Source organism: Pseudomonas sp. TMW22080, assembly GCF_022496745.1.
Taxonomy (GTDB): domain Bacteria; phylum Pseudomonadota; class Gammaproteobacteria; order Pseudomonadales; family Pseudomonadaceae; genus Aquipseudomonas; species Aquipseudomonas bubulae.
In genome coordinates, this window is the sequence record NZ_SCFF01000005.1 from 554,902 (window position 1) to 574,174 (window position 19,273).

At 58.6% G+C, this 19,273-nt stretch carries 19 protein-coding genes; 8 read left to right on the top strand and 11 right to left on the bottom strand.

Annotation, left to right across the window (positions count from 1 at the left end):
• Positions 1 to 206: 206 nt before the first annotated feature.
• Positions 207 to 1,070, bottom strand: a complete 864-nt coding sequence (locus tag EQV96_RS19455; RefSeq protein WP_095020829.1) for an MBL fold metallo-hydrolase — start codon at positions 1,068 to 1,070, stop codon at positions 207 to 209.
• Positions 1,071 to 1,162: 92 nt separating this feature from the next.
• On the opposite strand from EQV96_RS19455, the gene EQV96_RS19460 reads away from it, so the two are divergent.
• Genes EQV96_RS19460 through EQV96_RS19470 form a run of 3 tightly spaced genes read left to right on the top strand, consistent with a single transcriptional unit; the run spans position 1,163 to position 3,916 of the window.
• Positions 1,163 to 1,492, top strand: a complete 330-nt coding sequence (locus EQV96_RS19460) for a metalloregulator ArsR/SmtB family transcription factor (RefSeq protein ID WP_095001067.1) — start codon at positions 1,163 to 1,165, stop codon at positions 1,490 to 1,492.
• Between the two features lie 43 nt (positions 1,493 to 1,535).
• The gene (locus EQV96_RS19465) at positions 1,536 to 3,101 is read left to right on the top strand and encodes a bifunctional protein tyrosine phosphatase family protein/NAD(P)/FAD-dependent oxidoreductase (RefSeq protein WP_153400572.1); all 1,566 of its coding nucleotides are present in this window, start codon (positions 1,536 to 1,538) and stop codon (positions 3,099 to 3,101) included.
• 8 nt (positions 3,102 to 3,109) lie between these two features.
• Positions 3,110 to 3,916, top strand: coding sequence for a sulfite exporter TauE/SafE family protein (locus tag EQV96_RS19470; protein WP_095001069.1), 807 nt, complete (start codon positions 3,110 to 3,112; stop codon positions 3,914 to 3,916).
• 124 nt (positions 3,917 to 4,040) lie between these two features.
• On the opposite strand, the gene cueR is transcribed toward EQV96_RS19470, so the two are convergent.
• The 3 genes from cueR to EQV96_RS19485 form a co-directional block, all read right to left on the bottom strand.
• Positions 4,041 to 4,451: a Cu(I)-responsive transcriptional regulator gene (cueR, locus tag EQV96_RS19475; RefSeq protein ID WP_095020831.1), complete on the bottom strand. Its 411-nt coding sequence runs from the start codon at positions 4,449 to 4,451 to the stop codon at positions 4,041 to 4,043.
• Between the two features lie 9 nt (positions 4,452 to 4,460).
• Complete coding sequence (locus tag EQV96_RS19480; RefSeq protein ID WP_153328845.1) at positions 4,461 to 6,848, bottom strand: heavy metal translocating P-type ATPase; 2,388 nt, start codon at positions 6,846 to 6,848, stop codon at positions 4,461 to 4,463.
• An 84-nt stretch (positions 6,849 to 6,932) separates the two neighbouring features.
• Positions 6,933 to 7,313 carry a hypothetical protein gene (locus EQV96_RS19485; RefSeq protein ID WP_016783583.1) on the bottom strand — a complete coding sequence of 127 codons (381 nt, stop codon included), beginning with the start codon at positions 7,311 to 7,313 and terminating at the stop codon, positions 6,933 to 6,935.
• Between the two features lie 147 nt (positions 7,314 to 7,460).
• Between EQV96_RS19485 and EQV96_RS19490 the strand changes: the two genes are divergently transcribed.
• Complete coding sequence (locus EQV96_RS19490; RefSeq protein ID WP_016783584.1) at positions 7,461 to 7,661, top strand: heavy-metal-associated domain-containing protein; 201 nt, start codon at positions 7,461 to 7,463, stop codon at positions 7,659 to 7,661.
• Between the two features lie 276 nt (positions 7,662 to 7,937).
• The gene (locus EQV96_RS19495; RefSeq protein ID WP_095020833.1) at positions 7,938 to 9,134 is read left to right on the top strand and encodes a multidrug effflux MFS transporter; all 1,197 of its coding nucleotides are present in this window, start codon (positions 7,938 to 7,940) and stop codon (positions 9,132 to 9,134) included.
• Between the two features lies 1 nt (position 9,135).
• Here the strand turns inward: EQV96_RS19495 and EQV96_RS19500 are convergent, their stop codons facing one another.
• Entirely contained in the window at positions 9,136 to 9,306 is a 171-nt protein-coding gene (locus tag EQV96_RS19500; RefSeq protein ID WP_130872246.1) for a sensor domain-containing protein, read from the bottom strand.
• A gap of 124 nt (positions 9,307 to 9,430) precedes the next feature.
• Positions 9,431 to 10,444 carry a zinc-binding alcohol dehydrogenase family protein gene (locus EQV96_RS19505; protein ID WP_095019806.1) on the bottom strand — a complete coding sequence of 338 codons (1,014 nt, stop codon included), beginning with the start codon at positions 10,442 to 10,444 and terminating at the stop codon, positions 9,431 to 9,433.
• A gap of 124 nt (positions 10,445 to 10,568) precedes the next feature.
• On the opposite strand from EQV96_RS19505, the gene EQV96_RS19510 reads away from it, so the two are divergent.
• On the top strand, positions 10,569 to 11,486 hold the full coding sequence (locus EQV96_RS19510; protein ID WP_095001074.1) for a LysR family transcriptional regulator: 918 nt from the start codon (positions 10,569 to 10,571) through the stop codon (positions 11,484 to 11,486).
• Positions 11,487 to 11,626: 140 nt separating this feature from the next.
• On the opposite strand, the gene EQV96_RS19515 is transcribed toward EQV96_RS19510, so the two are convergent.
• From EQV96_RS19515 to EQV96_RS19535, 5 genes are all read right to left on the bottom strand, one after another.
• Entirely contained in the window at positions 11,627 to 12,580 is a 954-nt protein-coding gene (locus tag EQV96_RS19515) for an adenosine deaminase (RefSeq protein ID WP_016783589.1), read from the bottom strand.
• A gap of 88 nt (positions 12,581 to 12,668) precedes the next feature.
• Complete coding sequence (locus tag EQV96_RS19520) at positions 12,669 to 13,355, bottom strand: SDR family oxidoreductase (RefSeq protein ID WP_095001075.1); 687 nt, start codon at positions 13,353 to 13,355, stop codon at positions 12,669 to 12,671.
• Positions 13,356 to 13,512: 157 nt separating this feature from the next.
• Complete coding sequence (locus EQV96_RS19525; protein WP_095019807.1) at positions 13,513 to 14,115, bottom strand: YigZ family protein; 603 nt, start codon at positions 14,113 to 14,115, stop codon at positions 13,513 to 13,515.
• A 13-nt stretch (positions 14,116 to 14,128) separates the two neighbouring features.
• On the bottom strand, positions 14,129 to 14,779 hold the full coding sequence (locus EQV96_RS19530) for a TetR/AcrR family transcriptional regulator (RefSeq protein WP_095019808.1): 651 nt from the start codon (positions 14,777 to 14,779) through the stop codon (positions 14,129 to 14,131).
• A gap of 42 nt (positions 14,780 to 14,821) precedes the next feature.
• Positions 14,822 to 15,742: a LysR family transcriptional regulator gene (locus EQV96_RS19535; protein ID WP_095001078.1), complete on the bottom strand. Its 921-nt coding sequence runs from the start codon at positions 15,740 to 15,742 to the stop codon at positions 14,822 to 14,824.
• A gap of 124 nt (positions 15,743 to 15,866) precedes the next feature.
• Here EQV96_RS19535 and EQV96_RS19540 point away from each other — a divergent pair, with 124 nt between their 5' ends.
• Complete coding sequence (locus EQV96_RS19540) at positions 15,867 to 17,216, top strand: aspartate aminotransferase family protein (RefSeq protein WP_095001079.1); 1,350 nt, start codon at positions 15,867 to 15,869, stop codon at positions 17,214 to 17,216.
• A gap of 81 nt (positions 17,217 to 17,297) precedes the next feature.
• Positions 17,298 to 18,791, top strand: coding sequence for a CoA-acylating methylmalonate-semialdehyde dehydrogenase (locus EQV96_RS19545; protein ID WP_095001080.1), 1,494 nt, complete (start codon positions 17,298 to 17,300; stop codon positions 18,789 to 18,791).
• The last annotated feature ends 482 nt before the right edge of the window (positions 18,792 to 19,273 follow it).

A 19,273-nucleotide genomic window follows, 5' to 3' on the forward strand; every position in this document is an offset into this window, starting at 1 on the left:
GGCTAACTAAAAAATCCGGCTCAGGCCGGATTTTTTATGCGCCTGGGGCTGCCCGGGTTCTTGTGGGAGCGGGCTTGCTCGCGATGGAATCACCGTGTTTTACCTGTCAGAGCGAGTTGTTTGCATCGCAGGCAAGCCAGCTCCCACGGGTAATGCGCCGCTCATCAAAACCGCTGCTGCCCTGTTCCTGGCAAGTGTTTGGGCGCTCAAAACCGGTTCAGCGGAATCTTCAGGCTGCACAGGCCGCTGTCATCCGCAGGCGGCAGGTTGCCTGCACGAATATTGACCTGAATCGCCGGAATCAGCAGCGCCGGAACCCCCAGAGTGGCATCGCGGGCCGTACGCATGCCGACAAAACCTGCCAGGTCGATGCTGTCATTGACGTGGATGTTTTTTGCCCGCTGTTCACCCACCGTGGTCGACCAGCAGGCTTCGCGCCCGGCTGGCGGGTAGTCATGGCACATAAACAGGCGGGTCGACTCAGGTAATGCCAGCAGGCGCTTGATCGATTGATACAACTGCCGCGCATCGCCACCCGGGAAGTCGCAACGGGCGGTGCCCACATCAGGCATAAACAGGGTATCGCCCACAAACAGGCTGTGGTGTTCTACCTGATAGGCCATATCGGCCGGGGTATGGCCGGGCACATGCAGCGCCCGCACCTCTAGTCGCCCGATATGAAACAGCTCGTCGGGCTCGAACAGGCGATCGAACTGCGAGCCATCAAGCTTGAATTCCGGCTCAAGGTTATAGATATCGCGGAACACCCCCTGGACCTGGGTGATGGCAGCCCCGATGCCGATCTGCCCGCCCAGCTTGCGCTTGAGGTAAGCGCTGGCCGACAGGTGGTCGGCATGGGCGTGGGTCTCCAGCAGCCATTGCACCTTCAGGCCTTCAGCCTGCACGAAAGCGGCGATGGCGTCGGCACTGACGGTGCTGATACGCCCGGCGGCGGCATTGTAGTCCAGCACCGGGTCGATGATTGCACACTCCACGCTGCCAGCAGCATGGACCACGTAGCTCACGGTCGACGTCGCCGGGTCGAAGAAACCTTGAATTTCGGGATGCATGAGGGGCCTCGTGGCGGTCGTTGAATGATCAATATATTGAAAGATATATTATCGAGTCGTAGACTGTCGACCATCACGCACCGGAGCTTTTCATGACTGCTCAGCTAACCAGCGAAGAAATCGGGCTTCTGCGCGACTCTGCTTCCAAAGCCTGCACCCTTCTCAAAGCGTTGGCCAATGAAGATCGCCTGCTGCTGCTCTGCCAGTTGACTCAAGGTGAGCGCAATGTCGGCGAACTTGAAGCGCTGACCGGCATCAGACAACCCACACTGTCGCAACAACTCGGTGTGTTGCGCGATGAGGGCATGGTCAATACCCGAAGGCTGGGGAAATACATTTTCTACTCACTCGCCAGCTTTGAAGTGGTTTCTGTGATGCAGACCCTGTCGGGGCTGTATTGCGGGCAAGCGCTCAAAAAGTAACGCCCTCCCAATCCATTCATTTTAGTTGTGCCTGGAGTGCTCAATGGAGCAAAGCATCAAGCGAATCGACGCGTCATTTTCCGTGACCGGTCAGATCGAGCAGTCTGATCTCCAATCCTTGGCTGCGCTGGGTTTTGCCAGCGTGATGTGCAACCGCCCCGACCATGAAGGCGGGCCTGAGCAACCCGAACACACCGCGATGCAACAGGCCGCGCAGGCCCTGGGGCTGAGCTTTGCCTATCTGCCAGTAGCGACCAGCGGCGCAACACCCGGGCAGGTGCAGCAATTGCGTGAACTGCTCGACGAGTTGCCCAAACCGGTGCTGGCGTACTGCCGCACGGGCAATCGCTCTGCCAAGCTTTTTGAAGCGGCCACCCAGGGCACGCGTGAGGCCAGGCAGTACGATGTGGTCGTGGTGGGCGGTGGCTCGGCCGGTATTTCGGTGTCGGCCAGCCTGTTGAAGCGTAACCCGGCCTTGCGTATCGCCGTGATCGAGCCCAGCACCGAACACTATTACCAGCCCGCCTGGACGCTGGTCGGGGGAGGGGCCTACGATATCAAAAACACGGTTCGCCCCACCGTTGCGGTCATGCCCAAAGGTGCTGTGTGGGTCAAGGCGTCGCTGTGTGCCTTTGCTCCGCAGCGCAAGGTTGTGCTGCTCAGCGATGGCAGCGAGCTGGGTTACCAGCAACTGATCGTTTGCCCGGGGCTGGAACTGGCCTGGGAAAATATCGAGGGCCTGGAAGAAACCCTGGGCAAGAATGGCGTGACCTCCAACTATCGTCACGATCTGGCGCCCTATACCTGGGAACTGGTGCGCAGCCTGAAGGGCGGCAAGGCACTGTTTACCCAGCCGGGCATGCCGATCAAGTGTGCGGGTGCGCCGCAAAAAGCCATGTATCTGGCCTGCGATCATTGGCGCAAACGCGGTGCTCTGGACGCTATCAAGGTGGAGTTCAACCTGGCGGGGGCGGTGTTGTTTGGCGTGCCAGCTTTTGTCCCGCCGCTGATGAAGTACGTTGAAGCCTACAAGGCTCAATTGGCCTTCCAGTCCAATCTGGTCAAGGTTGACGGTCCCGCCAGAACGGCCTGGTTTGATGTGACTGATACCAAGGGCGGTGTGACTTGTGTTGCTAAAACCTTCGACCTGCTGCATGTGGTACCACCGCAGCAGGCGCCCGATGTGATCCGCCGCAGTGAACTGGCGGACAAGGCGGGCTGGTTCGAGACCGATCCGGCGACCCTGCAACATCCACGCTACCCCGAAATCTTCGCCCTGGGCGATGTGTGCAATACACCCAATGCCAAGACCGCGGCGGCAACCCGCAAGCAAGTGGTCGTGGTGGCCGAAAATCTGCTCGCACTGCGCAAGGGCGTGACCTTGCCCAAGCGTTATGACGGCTATGGCTCCTGCCCGCTGACCGTGGAAAACGGCAAGGTGATCCTGGCTGAATTCGGCTATGGCGGCAAACTGCTACCCACCTTTCCCCTGGACCCGACCGTACCCCGCAAATCGGCGTGGCTGCTCAAGGCCACATTGCTGCCGTGGTTTTACTGGCAAGGCATGCTCAAAGGCCGCGAGTGGTTCACTGACTGCAAGCCGGATTGACCCTGACCATGTTGATTATTTTATTTGGCATGCTGGTGGGGTTGGTGCTCGGGCTGACCGGTGCCGGTGGCGGCATCCTGGCCATCCCGGCGCTGACTCTGGGGCTGGGCTGGACCCTGGCGCAAGCGACACCGGTGGCGTTGCTGGCCGTAGGCACGGCAGCGGCACTGGGGGCGCTGGATGGCCTGCGCAAGGGGCTGGTGCGCTACAAGGCAGCGGCGTTGATGGCGCTGGTCGGCTCGACCACCTCGCCCATCGGGCTGCACCTTGCCCGGTTGATGCCGGCCAAGGTGCTGGTGTTGATGTTCAGCGCGGTGATGATGTTTGTCTCAGTGCGCATGTTCCTGCAGGCCCGGGCGGATGCCCGCGATGACGGCAGCCTGGGGGTACTGGAAAAAAACTGCATGCTCAACCCTGCAACCGGGCGACTGACCTGGAATGCCCGCTGCAGCATGACCCTGGTATCCATTGGTGCTACCTCGGGGTTGCTGACGGGGTTATTGAGTGTGGGCGGCGGGTTCTTGATCGTGCCGGCATTTCGCAAGTTCAGTGACGTGCGTATCCACGCCGTGGTGTCCACGTCCTTGATGGTGGTGGCGCTGGTATCGCTGGGCACCTTGGGCAATCTGATGAGCCAGGGCGTGAGCCTGTCGAATGAAGGCGTGATATTTATTGGCGCCACCCTGGCCGGAATGATTGCCGGGCGGGTGATTGCCCCGCACGTCTCGGCCCAGTGGCTACAGCAGGGATTCGCGGGGCTGTGTGCGGTGATTGGCGTGCTGATGCTGGCTAAAGTGCTGCTGACAGCTTTCTGATTAACGTTCCTGTGGGAGCGGGGCTTGCTCGCGATGGCATCACCTTGGTCAGCCAGATACACCTTGGCGCCTGAATCGCGAGCAAGCCCGCTCCCACAGGTTTATCAGCAGATCATGCAGATGATCATGTCTTTACGGTGCAGCATGGGCCTGACTCCAGGTCCTTGAGGATCGGGCAGTCAGGGCGGTGGTCGCCCTGACAGCTTTCGACCAGATCCTGCAAGGTGTCGCGCAGGCTGCTCAGCTCGGCGATCTTCTGGTTCAACTCTTCAATATGCTGGCGCGCCAGTGCCTTCACATCGCCGCTGGCGCGCTGGCGATCCTGCCACAGGGTCAGCAGCTTGCCGACCTCTTCCAGCGAAAACCCCAGGTCCCGCGAGCGTTTGATAAACGCAAGGGTATGCAGGTCGTCATCGCTGTAAAGGCGGTAGCCGCTGTCACTGCGTTGCGCGGGTTTGAGCAGACCGATGGATTCGTAATAACGAATCATCTTGGCGCTCAAGCCGCTGTGTCTGGCGGCCTGGCCGATATTCATGACGCCTCCTTATTCAAGATCCCTGGGCTTCCAGAATTTGAGCAGCAACGCATTGCTGACCACGCTGACACTGGAAAAAGCCATGGCCGCGCCTGCCAGCACAGGGTTCAAAAAGCCGAAAGCAGCCAACGGAATGCCGATCACATTGTAGATAAATGCCCAAAACAGGTTTTGCCGGATTTTGGCGTAGGTCTTGCGGCTGATCTCCAGTGCTGCCGGTACCAACCGCGGGTCGCCGCGCATCAGAGTGATGCCCGCTGCGTGCATGGCCACATCGGTGCCACCGCCCATGGCGATACCGATATCGGCCGCGGCCAGTGCCGGGGCGTCGTTGATACCGTCGCCGACCATGGCCACTACACCGGTTTTTTTCAGTTCGGCCACGGTCGCGGCCTTGTCGGCGGGCAACACTTCGGCGTGAACATCGCTGATTCCCAGGGCCTCGGCCACTACTTTGGCACTGCCGCGGTTGTCGCCGGTCAACAGGTGACTGCTGATATGACGGGCATTGAGCTGGGCGATGGCCGACTGGGCACCGGGCTTGAGTGTGTCACCAAAGGCGAACAGGCCCAGCACTTGGGGCTGCGGGCTTTGTTCGATCAGCCAGGACAGGGTGCGACCTTCGGTTTCCCAGGCGCTGGCCGATGCGGCGAGCGAGCCCGGATTGAGACCGGTTTCTTCCAGCAGGCGGCGGTTGCCCAGGGCCAGGCGACGGCCTTCCAGGGTGCCGGCAATACCGCGGCCGGTCAGCGACTGGCTGTCGGTAACGTCCGGCACTTTTAAATCACGCGCCGCGCAAGCATCCAGTACGGCCTTGGCCAGCGGGTGTTCGCTGCCCCGCTGCAGGGCACCGGCGGCTTGCAGCAAGTGCGCTTCATCGCCATCGAGTGCGCTGAAGTGAGCAATTTGCGGCGTGCCTGAAGTCAGGGTGCCGGTTTTGTCGAAAACCACGGCACTGACTTCGTGGGCGCGTTCGAGGGCTTCGGCGTCCTTGATCAGAATCCCGTGGCGGGCTGCAACGCCGGTGCCGGCCATGATTGCAGTGGGGGTCGCCAGGCCCAGGGCACAAGGGCAGGCAATTACCAGTACCGCCACAGCGTTGATCAATGCTGTTTCAATCGGCGCGCCGTAGAGCCACCAGCCGAGCAGGGTGGCAAGGGCGATCAGCAGCACCACCGGGACAAATACCTGGCTGACCTTGTCCACCAGTTTCTGGATCGGCGCCTTGGCGGACTGCGCGTCCTCTACCAGGCGGATAATGCGCGCCAGTACGGTCTCCGTCCCCAGGGCCATGGTCTTGATAATCAAGCGACCTTCGCCATTGATGGCGCCGCCGGTGACTTTATCCCCAGGCTGTTTCGGCACCGGCAGGCTTTCGCCACTGATCAGGGCCTCGTCGGCATGGCTTTGGCCTTCGACGACTTCGCCATCCACCGGGAACCGCTCGCCGGGTTTGACCAGCACCAGATCATTGAGACGCAAATCACTGATGGCGACATCCTGTTCCTGGCCGTCGACCATGCGCAAGGCGCGTTCGGGGCGAAGGGCTTCAAGGGCGCGGATGGCGCTGGCGGTCTGGCGCTTGGCACGGCTTTCGAGATATTTGCCCAGCAGCACCAGGGCGATCACAACCGCCGAGGCCTCGAAATACAGATGGGGCATGCTGCCGGGTTCGGCGATGGCCCATTCATACAGGCTCAGGCCATAACCGGCACTGGTGCCCAGGGCGACCAGCAAGTCCATATTGCCCGCGCCGGCCTTGACGGCTTTCCACGCGGCCACATAAAAACGTGCGCCCAGAACAAACTGCACCGGGGTCGCCAATACAAACTGGGCCCAGGCGGGCAGCATCCAATGGATGCCAAAAGGCGCAAGCAGCATCGGCAGCACCAGCGGCAGCGCCAGTACGATAGCCAGGGTCAGCGCCCAGCGCTCACGGTGCAGGCGTTTTTGCTGATCGTCTTCGGTGGTTTTTTCGCTCTGGTGCAGGCTGGCACCATAGCCGGCCTGAGTGACCGCATTGATCAGCAGGCCCGGATCAACCTGGCCGAGCAATTCGACATGGGCCCGCTCGGTGGCGAGGTTGACGCTGACGCTTTTGACCCCGGGCACCTTGGCCAGGGCTTTTTCTACGCGCCCTGCGCACGAGGCGCAGGTCATGCCACTGATATCCAGTTCCAGGCTGTGGGCGGGCACGCTATAGCCTGCCTGTTGCACAGCCTCGACCAGTGCCGGCAGGCTCTCGGCAGGCGCTTCGATACGGGCCTGTTCAGTGGCCAGGTTGACGCTGACCGAACGTACACCGGGCACTTTGGCCAGGGATTTTTCCACACGCCCTGCACAGCTGGCACAGGTCATGCCATCAATCGGCAGATCGAATTGGGTGGGCACGAGCAGTCCTCCTCAAGAAGTTATCTATCCATAGAATCGACCTTGACCCCATGGCAAGGTCAAGGCTTCTTGCTGTTCGTTGTTTGCCGCTCAATATTCCAGTTTGGCGGGCTTGAGGTACATACCCTGTTTACCCAGGGCGATGCGGTATTTGCGCACATCCCCGGCCTTCAGGGTGAACTGCTGCGCGGGCGGCACCAGCATGCCGGGCAGGCAGCCGGGGGCTTGCCCGGGGAGCAGCTTGAGGCGGATATCGACGCTGGCGGGCGGCAGGTTAAAGGCCAGGGCCTGCTCCTGAAACAATCGCCCGGCCAGTTGATCGTCGATGTACACACCCACTTCGCAGTTGGTCGGCACCTCAAGGCGTTCGCGGGAAATGATCAGCACTCCGTAGTCCTGATCGGCATTTGCCCACAGCGGCACACTGGCAAGACCCAAAAGGCTGACTAGGCTCAAAGCGGTCCAGCGCATGGCTAAGTATCCTGTTATCAAATCGCAAGGCTTGCAGCTTGGCCGAGCACGGGATGGATTGCCAGTCAGCGCGTGAAACAACGGGCTTGACCTTGCCACGATGGCAAGGTCGAAGCTGTAGGCATATCTCAAACAGGAGGCGTAATCATGCAAACGTTCAAGGTAGACGGTATGACCTGTGGTGGCTGTGTGGGCGCGGTGACCCGTGCAGTGCAGACGGTGGATAAAGACGCGAAGGTTGAAGTGGACCTAGCGAGCAAAACCGTCAAGGTGGACAGCAACGTATCACCGTTGCAAATTATCGACGTGATCACCAATGCCGGGTTTGAGGCGCGCACGGCGCACTAAACCTGTATGTAGCAGCTGCCGAGGAACGAGGCTGCGTTCGGCGACGTAGTCGTCGTGAATGCTAAGAGCAAGTTCTGACTGGCGCACCGCAATGTCAGACTTACGACGGCTGCGCCGCCGAACGCAGCCTCGTACCTCGGCAGCTGCTACGGGGGTGTTGTTTCAGGACGGGTTCAAGGTGATTTATTAGCTAGCTCGCTAACTTAATGTTCAGGGTCGATAACCACAGCTAAACTGTCAGCTTGCGCTAACCGCAGCCTGATCCCTGGATACCTGATGAACCTTCGAACAATCTTGATTCTTGGCGCCCTGAGTGCCTTCGGTCCTTTGGCGATCGACTTTTACCTGCCGGGCTTCCCGGCGATGGCACAAGCCTTTGCAACCGACGAAACCCAGATACAACTGACGCTGGCCGTGTACTTTCTGGGCCTGTCCATCGGTCAGCTGGCCTATGGCCCGGTAGCGGACCGCTTCGGCCGGCGCGTGCCGCTGCTGGTGGGCGTCGGGCTATTCACTGTCGCGTCACTGGCATGCGCCTTTGCGCCGACCCTGGAGTGGCTGATTGGTGCCCGGTTTGTCCAGGCCCTTGGCGGCTGTGCGGGCATGGTCCTTTCGCGGGCAATTGTCAGTGACAAATGCGACGCGGTGCAGTCGGCCAAAGTGTTTTCACAATTGATGCTGGTTATGGGCCTGGCGCCAATCCTGGCGCCGATGTTGGGTGGGTTGCTGGTCAACCTGTATGGCTGGCAATCGATTTTCCTGGTGTTGACGGTGTTCAGCGCATTGGCGGCAACGGCCGTAGCGCTTGGCTTGCCTGAAAGCCTGCCGGCCAACGTGCCACGTCAGCCGCTGTCGGGGGCATTGCGCCAGTACGGGCGGTTGCTCAAGGATCGCGAGTTCCTTGGCCATGCCCTGACGGGGGGGATCGCAATGGCCGGGATGTTTGCCTATATCGCGGGTTCACCTTTCGTATTTATCAAACTCTATGGCGTGCCTGCCGAGCATTACGGCTGGTTGTTCGGCACCAACGCGGCCGGCTTTATCCTGGTGGCGCAGTTGAACGCCCGCCTGCTGGCCAAGCGTGGCCCGGCCTTTTTGCTGTCGCGCATGGTGTGGGTGTATCTGGCGGCGGGTCTGGTCTTGCTGGGCGTCAGCAGTTTGCATACCGAACAACTGTGGCCGCTGCTGGTGCCGCTGTTTATCTGCATTGCCAGCCTGGGCTGCATCATTCCCAATGCCTCGGCCTGCGCCATGAGCGGGCAGGGCGCGCGCGCCGGCAGTGCCTCGGCGATGCTGGGTTGCTTACAGTTCAGCGTGGCGGCGGGGGCGGCATCACTGGTGGGGGTATTGCACGACGGCAGCGCAATGCCAATGGCGATGGTCATCACCCTGTGCGGGCTTGTGGCAGTGGGCCTGGCAGTGGCGACCCGGCGCCTGTACACCGCACGGATCGCCGCTCAGCAGCCGGTCTGATTCAGCCAGCCAAACGTTCGGGCAGGCGGTGCGGGGCATGCAGGCGCGATTGCAGCTTGTCGACAAAGGCCCGGGCCTCGGCCTCGCTGCGAAAGTTGACGGCTTGCTGGTCGATTTGCACCTGCCATTTGCAGTCGCGGGATCTTGCTAACGCTTTTATCAGGATTTTCATGACTGGCCTCCTTCGGTTCGCAAAGGAGGCCAGTGTATGCCGAAAAACTTTGATTAAAATGCCCGGAATCAAGTCTCTGACTGACGGTTAAAAAATGACTACATGGGTCCCGTCAGACGTCCTCTCAGAAGCCTTCGAGCACAATCTTGCCCTTGGCCTTGCCGCTTTCCAGCAGTGCATGGGCGCGGCGCAGGTTGGTGGCATTGATGCTGCCAAAGTGCTCGCCGACCGTGGTACGCAGGGTGCCCGCATCGATCAGCCCGGCGACACGATTGAGCAGGAGATGTTGCTCGATCATGTCCGGGGTCTGGAACAGCGAGCGGGTGTACATGAACTCCCAGTGCAGTGACAGGCTCTTGCGTTTGAGTTTGGTGATATCCAGCGCCTTGGGATCATCAATCAGCGCCAGTTTGCCCTGTGGTGCCAGTGCTTCTACCAACTGATCGAGATGCTGGTCAGTCTGGGTCAGGCTGGCAACATGGGTGACGGCGTCGATGCCGTGACGCTTGAGCTCTTCGCTCAGCGGCTGGCTGTGGTCGATAACCAGATCGGCGCCCAGCTCACGGACCCAGGCCTGGGTTTCAGGGCGAGATGCGCTACCAATCACCTTGAGCGCAGTCAGTTGGCTGGCCAGTTGCGTCAGGATTGAACCCACACCACCCGCCGCGCCGACGATCAGCAGGCTTTGTTGCTCGTCGGTCTTGCCCTCGTTGACGCCAAGGCGCTCAAACAACAACTCCCAGGCAGTGATGGCGGTCAACGGCAACGCTGCGGCCTGTGCGAAATCGAGGCTTTTGGGCATATGCCCGACGATGCGTTCATCCACTACATGACGTTCACTGTTGGCCCCGGCACGGGCAATGGAGCCTGCGTAAAAGACCTTGTCGCCGACCTTGAACAAGCTGACTTCACTGCCGACGGCCTTGACCACACCGGCCACATCCCAGCCCAGTACCTTGGCAGTGTCGGCCTCGGGCTGCACGTTCTGGCGCACTTTGGTGTCCACCGGGTTTACGGAAATGGCTTTGACCTCGACCAGCAAATCCCGGGGGCCGGCCACCGGCTCTGGCAACTCGATATCTTGCAGGGCCAGCGGGTCTTGAATCGGTAACGAGTGGTAGTAGGCGACAGCTTTCATGGGACATGTCCTGAAGATGATTAAGAAACTGGCAGTGATAATTGGCTATTTCACCGCGCGATAAAACCGGCTAAAACAGCAGTCTCTTTCAATTTTTTATTGATAATGGTCGGGTGGATTGTGAATGCTGCGTTTCGATGATCTGCAATTGTTCGTTCACGCGGCTGACTTGGGCAGTTTGTCTGCGGCGGCCCGGGTGATGGATATGTCCCCGGCGGTGGCCAGCGCTGCTCTCAAACGGATAGAAGCTCAACTGGGCGCGCGCCTGCTGGCGCGTTCAACCCGAAGTTTGCGTCTGACGGCCGAAGGCGAAGGCTTTCTTGAATATGCGCGTACGGCACTCGCTAGCCTCGATGAGGGGCGACGCTTGTTGGCGCGTGGGCAAGATCAGGTTAGCGGAGTGTTGCAACTGTCGGCACCTTCAGACTTCGGCCGTAATCTGTTGCTGCCCTGGCTGGATGAGTTCCAGCGTGAGCATCCGCAACTCACCGTGCGCCTGTTATTGGGTGACCGGATTGCCGACCTGTTCCGCCAGCCTGTGGATATCGCCTTGCGTTACGGCGAGCCGGAAGACTCCAGCCTGGTGGCGCTGCCGGTGGCCCCGGATAACCGCCGGGTGCTGTGTGCGTCCCCCGACTACCTGGCGCGCAAGGGCGAGCCGCGTCAGCTTGAGCAGTTGCTGCAACACAATTGCCTGTTGTACATGCTCGGCACGCGGGTTCACGACCATTGGCAATTCAATGACGGCAAGCGCGAACTGGGGCTGACGGTAAGCGGCAATCGTTTCAGCGATGATGCCGACGTGGTGCGCTTGTGGGCGGTTGCCGGGCAGGGCATTGCCTACAAGTCGTGGCTGGATGTGGCGGGAGATGTGCAGAGCGGGCGGCTCAAGGTGTTACTGCCGGGGCTGATGTGCGAGCGGGCGCCGCTGAATCTGCTGTGTGGTCACCGGGCGCAATTGAGTAAACCGGTGCGGCTCTTGCGCGACATGCTCAGTGAGCGCTGTGCGATGTTGAGCAAGTTGTACCCGGGGAAACAGTAAAACTGCTGTGGTAGTGACGGTGTTGCAGTTTCAAATGTCTGTGGGAGCGGGCTTGCGCGCGATGCTGACAATCAGGTGTGTCTGCCTGATCGAGTTGATGCCATCGTGGGCAAGCCCGTTCCCACAGGGGAGACCGCGTGTTACGGCTTGACCAACCGCGCATCCAGACCGTTTTGCGCCAGGCGTTTGGCCTGGTCCTGGGTCATGCCCAGATCGGTGTATAGCGCGTGGAAGTTCTCAGTCATATAACCGCCAAAGTAGGCCGGGTCATCAGAGTTGACGGTCACTTTTACGCCACGCTCAAGCATGTCGAGAATGTTGTGTTGCGACATGTGATCAAACACACAGAGTTTGGTGTTGGACAACGGGCATACGGTCAACGGGATCTGCTCGTCGATGATGCGTTGCATCAGACGTTCGTCTTCAATGGCGCGCACGCCATGGTCGATACGCTGGATCTTGAGCAAGTCCAGGGCTTGCCAGATGTACTCCGGCGGGCCTTCTTCACCCGCGTGGGCAACGGTCAGGAAGCCTTCATCACGGGCGCGGTCGAATACGCGCACAAACTTGCTCGGTGGGTGGCCCATTTCTGAACTGTCGAGGCCAACGGCGACAAAGGCATCGCGAAATGGCAGGGCCATATCGAGGGTCTTTTCTGCTTCTTCTTCGCTCAAATGGCGCAGGAAGCTGAGGATCAGGCCGCTGGTGATACCCAGTTGCTGCTCGCCATCTTTAAGTGCGCTGGCAATGCCATTGAGCACGACTTCAAACGGCACGCCACGATCGGTGTGGGTTTGCGGGTCGAAGAAGGGTTCTGTGTGAATGACGTTCTGTTCTTTACAGCGCAACAGGTAGGCCCAGGTCAGGTCGTAGAAGTCCTGGGAGGTACGCAGTACGTCGGCGCCTTTGTAATAAAGATCGAGGAATTCTTGCAGGTTGTTGAAGGCATACGCCTTGCGCAGGGTTTCAACGTCGTTCCAGGGCAGGGCGATCTTGTTGCGCTCGGCCAGCGAAAACAGCAACTCGGGTTCCAGGGAACCCTCCAGATGCATGTGCAGTTCAGCTTTTGGCAGGGCGTTCAGCCAGTCATACATAAAAGGTTTTCTCATCAAATCGGGTACAGATGGCGACATTCTACAGGTCGGAGGGGGCACAATTCCCCCGCCATTTGTCGCAGGCTGCCTACCAGGGAATCGTCTGGCCCTTGTAGTCGATAAAGTGATGGCCGCCTTTTCCGGCAAATGCCTTGACCTGTGCCACCAGGCCACGGGTGCTGGTTTCGACATCAATGTCGGCGCCTTCGCCGCCCATATCGGTTTTTACCCAGCCCGGGTGCATGGACAGCACAGTCGGGTTATTGTCGCCCAGTTCATACAGTACAAAGGTATTGGTCATCGAGTTGAGAGCCGCTTTGCTGGCCTTGTAGAGGGCCATTTCGGGGGCATCAGGTTGAGTGACACTGCCGAGTACTGAGCTCATAAATGCCAGTACGCCACTGTCCTTACGGATCCGGCTGACAAACTCCCGGGCCACATTGATCGGTGCCACGCTGTTGGTGAAAAACAGCTGCCCCACCTCGGCCAGCGTTGCATTGCCCGACAGCTGGTCGTCCGGGCCTTTGACCCCGGCATTGATAAACAGCAGATCGAAGACTTCATTGTGCAAGGTATTGCCCAATGCCTTGATCGCCTGTTGATTGTTCATGTCCAGTTGTTCGATGCGCACCGGCCCCAATGCCTTCAGGGCATCGGCTTTTTGTGGGTGGCGCACAGTGGCGGTTACGTCCCAGCCATCGGCAAGCAACTCCTTGACCAGACCCAGGCCCAGGCCACGTGAAGCTCCGATGATCAGTGCTTTTTTTGCGGTCATGAGTAGCGTCCTCTACAAAGTTGATATGAGTTGGTTAAAAATCGTACAAGTGCTTCAAGCCCCCAGCACACAAGGGCTGTGGCCGCATGTGCTCAGGTTATCCACAGGTGGGTGCACAGTGACTGTGGGCAACTATGGATGTCGGAAAATAGCATTTTTATGGGGCTGGCTCGACAGCGTCACGATGCAGCAGGATCCTGCCGCGGCTAAGGTCCGCTAAAAGCTGTCGCGCGGGAGCAATCTGTTCTTCGACCAGCGCCAGTTGCAGGTCAACGCCATTGGCAGTGAAGGCTTCGCCGGTGATCAGGCCGTTGAGTTCACCCAGGCGCAGTTTGACCAATGCCAGCTCGCTGAAACTGCAAGAGCAACTGAGTGCTATACGGCTGACCAACGGCAGTTTTTCGGCGTTTTGCAGGCATTTGTTAGCGCCACCGCCATAGGCCCGAGCCAGGCCGCCGGTGCCCAGCTGAATGCCGCCATACCAGCGGATAACCAGCACCGCGACCTGATCGCAGTCCTGCGCTTCAATGGCCGAGAGTATCGGGCGGCCCGCGGTGCCGCCAGGTTCGCCATCATCACTGCTGCGGTACTGCCCACCAAGTTTCCACGCCCAGCAATTGTGCGAGGCATTCAGGTCGCTGTGTTGCTCGATAAATTCGAGGGCCTGCTGGGCGCTGGTGATGGGGGCAGCAAAAGTAATAAAGCGGCTTTTACGGATTTCTTCGCGGTACTCGCAAAGCCCCGTGAGGGTCGAAGGCATGTCGGTTCCAGGCTTAGACTGCGGGCGTCAGGCCGCAGCCTTTGAGAATGATACGGATCAGGTTGTCGCAGGCCGCATGCATATCCTGTTTGGTCAGGTGCTTGCGCCCCGTTACGCGGCAAATCTGTGTCGAAAAGTCGGCGTAATGCTGGGTGCTGCCCCATAGCAGGAAAATCAGATGGACCGGGTCGACCGGGTCCATCTTGCCTGCATCTATCCAGGCCTGGAACACAGCTGCACGACCTTGAAACCAAGCTCTGTAGTCTTGTGAGAAATACTCGGTCAGGCAGGCCCCGCCACTGATGATTTCCATCGCAAACACTCGCGAAGCCTGGGGCTGTCGCCGGGAAAACTCCATTTTTGCGCGGATATACTGAGTCAGGGCCTGGGCCGGGTCATCGTCAGCGGTCAAAACGTTGAAGGTACGGTCCCATAGCTCGATGATATTGCTCAGTACTGCGATATACAGGCTTAGCTTGTTGGTGAAGTAATAATGCAGATTGGCCTTTGGCAGCCCGGCACTCAGGGCGATGGCGTTCATGCTGGTGCCTCTGAAGCCGTGACGGGCAAACTCATCTTCGGCGGCCTTGAGAATGGCCTCTTCGTTTTTCTGCCGGATACGGCTGGGAGGCTTGCCGTCATGGGCAGGAACTTCAAGGGTCATGGGCGCTCCGGGCAACCTGTTTGTGTAGCGAAGTTTTTCACGTTAACGCGTCGCTTCCAGGCTCTCAAGGAAACTTTCCAGGACCAGATGCGGGCGCCGGCCTTTACGTGTCACCGATGCCAGGCTCAAATCGTAGAAACGTGTTTTTGCCTTCAGTGCCCGCAAGCGGCCCTGCTGAACCCACAGGCTGGCGTAATGGTCGGGCAGGTAACCGATATAGCGCCCGGTCAAAATCAAAAAGGCCATGCCTTCGCGATCCGACGCGCTGGCGGTGCAATTGAGCGCCTGGTAGTGGGCCTGGATATCCGAGGGCAGGCGAAAGGTGGGGGCAATGGCATCCTGCGCATTCAACCGTGCATCTTCCAATTGCCTGTCGTCGACATAAAACAGCGGATGGCCTACGGCGCAATACAACAGTGAACGCTCACTGTAGAGCGGCTGGTACTCAAGCCCGGACAATGTGCTGGCCTGGGGCACCACACCCACATGCAGGCGGCCGTCGAGCACACCCTGTTCAACTTCATGGGGCGAGATCATGCGGATATGAATCTGTACATCAGGCCCACGCTCCTTGAGTTGGGCCAGTGCATGGGTGATACGCATATGGGGCAGGGTGACCAGGTTATCGGTCAGGCCAATGGTCAGTTCGCCGCGCAAATGCTGGTGAAGGCCGTTGACCTCGGTACGAAAGCTCTCAAGTGCGCCGAGTAATTGCAGCGCAGAGTGGTAGACCTCACGACCTTCCTCTGTCAGTGAAAAACCCGCTCGCCCACGTTGGCACAGGCGTAAACCCAGGCGCTGTTCAAGATCGCTCATCTGCTGGCTGATGGCAGAACGGCCAATGCCCAGTACCGTCTCTGCTGCCGAAAAGCCGCCGCACTCCACGACGCTGCGAAAAATACGCAGCAGTCGAATATCAAAGTCGCTGACCTGGGCCAGTGCATCGGGGCGACGGCTGCTCATAGTTTAGTGTATGCCTGACTAAAGGTTAGAAGAGTTGGATTTCATGGACTTTATAGCCGTGGCAATTTAGGCGCAACAACGCTTTCAACATCCCACGCCGCTTTTGCCTTGCGAGGTTTTGCTGATGAACATGCCCGAAAATGCCGAATTGAACCTGACCAGCCAGCTCAAGCTGGATGCTCACTGGATGCCTTACACTGCCAACCGTAACTTCCATCGCGATCCGCGCTTTATCGTCGCGGCCAAGGGCAGTTATCTGACGGATGATAAGGGTCGGCAGATTTACGATTCGCTGTCAGGTCTTTGGACCTGCGGCGCAGGGCATACCCGTACTGAAATCCAGGAAGCCGTGGCCAGACAATTGGGCACCCTCGATTACTCGCCGGCGTTCCAGTACGGCCATCCGCTGTCTTTCAAGCTGGCAGAAAAAATCACCGAGTTGACGCCGGGCAACCTCAATCACGTGTTCTTCACCGACTCGGGGTCGGAGTGTGCCGACACGGCGGTGAAGATGGTGCGTGCCTACTGGCGTCTAAAAGGCCAGTCGAGCAAAACCAAAATGATTGGCCGTGCCCGCGGCTACCATGGAGTGAACATTGCAGGCACCAGCCTGGGTGGGGTGAACGGCAACCGCAAACTGTTTGGCCAGGCAATGATGGATGTGGATCATCTGCCCCACACCCTGTTGGCAAGCAACGCATTTTCTCGCGGCATGCCCGAGCAGGGCGGGATTGCCCTGGCCGATGAACTGCTCAAGCTGATCGAATTGCACGATGCGTCGAACATTGCTGCCGTTTTTGTAGAACCGATGGCAGGCTCGGCTGGGGTATTGGTTCCGCCTCAGGGTTATCTGAAACGTCTGCGGGAAATCTGCGACCAGCACAATATCCTGTTGGTGTTCGATGAAGTGATCACTGGCTTTGGTCGTACAGGCTCAATGTTTGGTGCTGACAGCTTCGGCGTGACACCTGACTTGATGTGTATTGCCAAACAAGTCACCAATGGCGCGATTCCGATGGGGGCTGTTATCGCTACCAGCGAGATTTATCACACGTTCATGAATCAGCCGACGCCTGAGTACGCGGTTGAATTCCCTCATGGCTATACCTATTCGGCTCACCCCGTAGCCTGTGCTGCGGGTATTGCTGCGCTTGATCTATTGCAAAAAGAGAACCTGGTACAGAGCGTGGCTGAAGTTGCACCGCATTTTGAGAATGCATTGCACGGTTTGAAGGGCGTGAAGAACATCATCGACATTCGCAACTATGGCCTGGCGGGTGCAATCCAGATTGCGCCGCGTGATGGTGATGCAATTGTGCGCCCGTTCGATGCAGCGATGAAACTGTGGAAAGCCGGTTTCTACGTGCGCTACGGCGGCGACACCCTGCAGTTCGGGCCAACGTTCAACAGCAAACCGCAGGACCTGGATCGCTTGTTCGATGCGGTCGGCGAAGCGCTGAATCAGATCGACTGATCCTTCTATATAGAAGCGACACTTAATGCATTCACCCAGGCGCGCAGCGTTCGCGCCTGTGGACAACTTTCTGGAGCATCCATGAGCACTATTCAACACCTGATCAATGGCGAGTTGCTGAACGATTCCGGGCGCACCGCAGATGTGTATAACCCGTCCACCGGTAAAGTGATCCACCAGGTTCCCCTGGCCAGCCGTGAAACAATCCAGCAGGCGATCGATGCAGCCAAGGCCGCCTTCCCGGCATGGCGTAATACCCCGCCTGCCAAGCGCGCCCAAGTGATGTTCCGTTTCAAGCAGTTGCTTGAGCAGAACGAAGCGCGGATCTCGCAGTTGATCAGCGAAGAGCATGGCAAGACTCTGGAGGATGCTGCGGGTGAACTGAAGCGCGGGATCGAGAACGTCGAATACGCTTGCTCGGCTCCGGAAATCTTGAAGGGCGAATACAGTCGTAACGTAGGCCCGAATATTGATGCTTGGTCGGACTTCCAGCCACTGGGTGTCGTTGCAGGGATTACACCGTTCAACTTCCCGGCCATGGTTCCGTTGTGGATGTACCCGTTGGCGATCGTGTGCGGCAACTGTTTCATTCTTAAGCCCTCGGAGCGTGATCCAAGCTCGACACTGTTGATTGCTCAACTGCTGCAAGAAGCTGGTTTGCCCAAGGGGGTTATGAACGTGGTGCACGGCGACAAGTCAGCTGTTGATGCACTGATCGAGGCGCCGGAAGTGAAAGCGCTAAGTTTTGTTGGCTCGACCCCGATCGCCGAGTACATCTACGCCGAAGGCACCAAACGCGGTAAGCGCGTGCAGGCACTGGGTGGGGCGAAAAACCACGCAGTGTTGATGCCGGATGCGGATCTCGATAACGCAGTCAGTGCACTGATGGGCGCAGCGTATGGTTCGTGCGGCGAGCGTTGCATGGCCATCTCGGTTGCAGTGTGCGTCGGTGATCAGGTGGCAGATGCCCTGGTGGCCAAACTGGTTCCTCAAATCAAAGCGCTGAAAATTGGTGCGGGGACTTCGTGCGGTCTGGACATGGGCCCCCTGGTTACCGGTCAGGCGCGGGACAAGGTCAGTGGCTATGTCGATGATGGCGTAGCAGCAGGTGCGCAGTTGGTGGTCGATGGTCGCGGGTTGAGTATCAAGGGGCATGAAGAAGGCTTCTTCCTGGGTGGCTGCCTGTTTGATCGCGTGACACCTGAGATGCGTATCTATAAAGAAGAGATCTTCGGGCCGGTATTGTGCATCGTGCGGGTCAAGAGCCTGGAAGAGGCCATGCAACTGATCAATGATCACGAGTACGGTAACGGTACCTGCATTTTCACCCGTGATGGAGAGGCGGCCCGTTTGTTCTGCGACGAGATTGAAGTGGGTATGGTGGGGGTTAACGTACCGTTGCCAGTACCTGTTGCCTACCACAGCTTCGGCGGCTGGAAACGTTCGCTGTTTGGTGACCTGCATGCCTATGGCCCGGATGGCGTGCGCTTTTACACGCGTCGCAAGGCGATCACACAACGTTGGCCGCAACGTGCCAGCCATGAAGCCTCTCAGTTTGCCTTTCCGAGTCTGTAAGGCAGGCGATAGCAGCCTATAGAAGAAAAGAGGCCAGCCGTCAGGCTGGCCTCTGCTTTTAGGCCCCTTTCAAGGCTATATGACAGAAGTGTGAAACTAGTGCTTGACCCGAGGTTCAAACGGCCTATAATTCGCACCTCTTCCGGCGCAGTCGAAACGGAAAACTCCTTGAGTTTCAAAGAGTTGGATGGTTTTTGGCAGTGCCAGCTTCAAGTCATCGAAGCAGGAAATGAGGTGTTGACAGCAGCGTGTAACGCTGTAGAATTCGCCTCCCGCTAACGAGAGATCGAAGGCGCAAGTGGTTGATGTTACAAAGGAAACTTTGAAAACATTTTAAAATAACCGCTTGACAGCAACAGAGGCTGCTGTAGAATGCGCGCCTCGGTACAGCGAATAGCTGACCAACCGCTCTTTAACAATTGAATCAAGCAATTCGTGTGGGTGCTTGTGGAGTCAGACTGATAGTCAACAAGATTATCAGC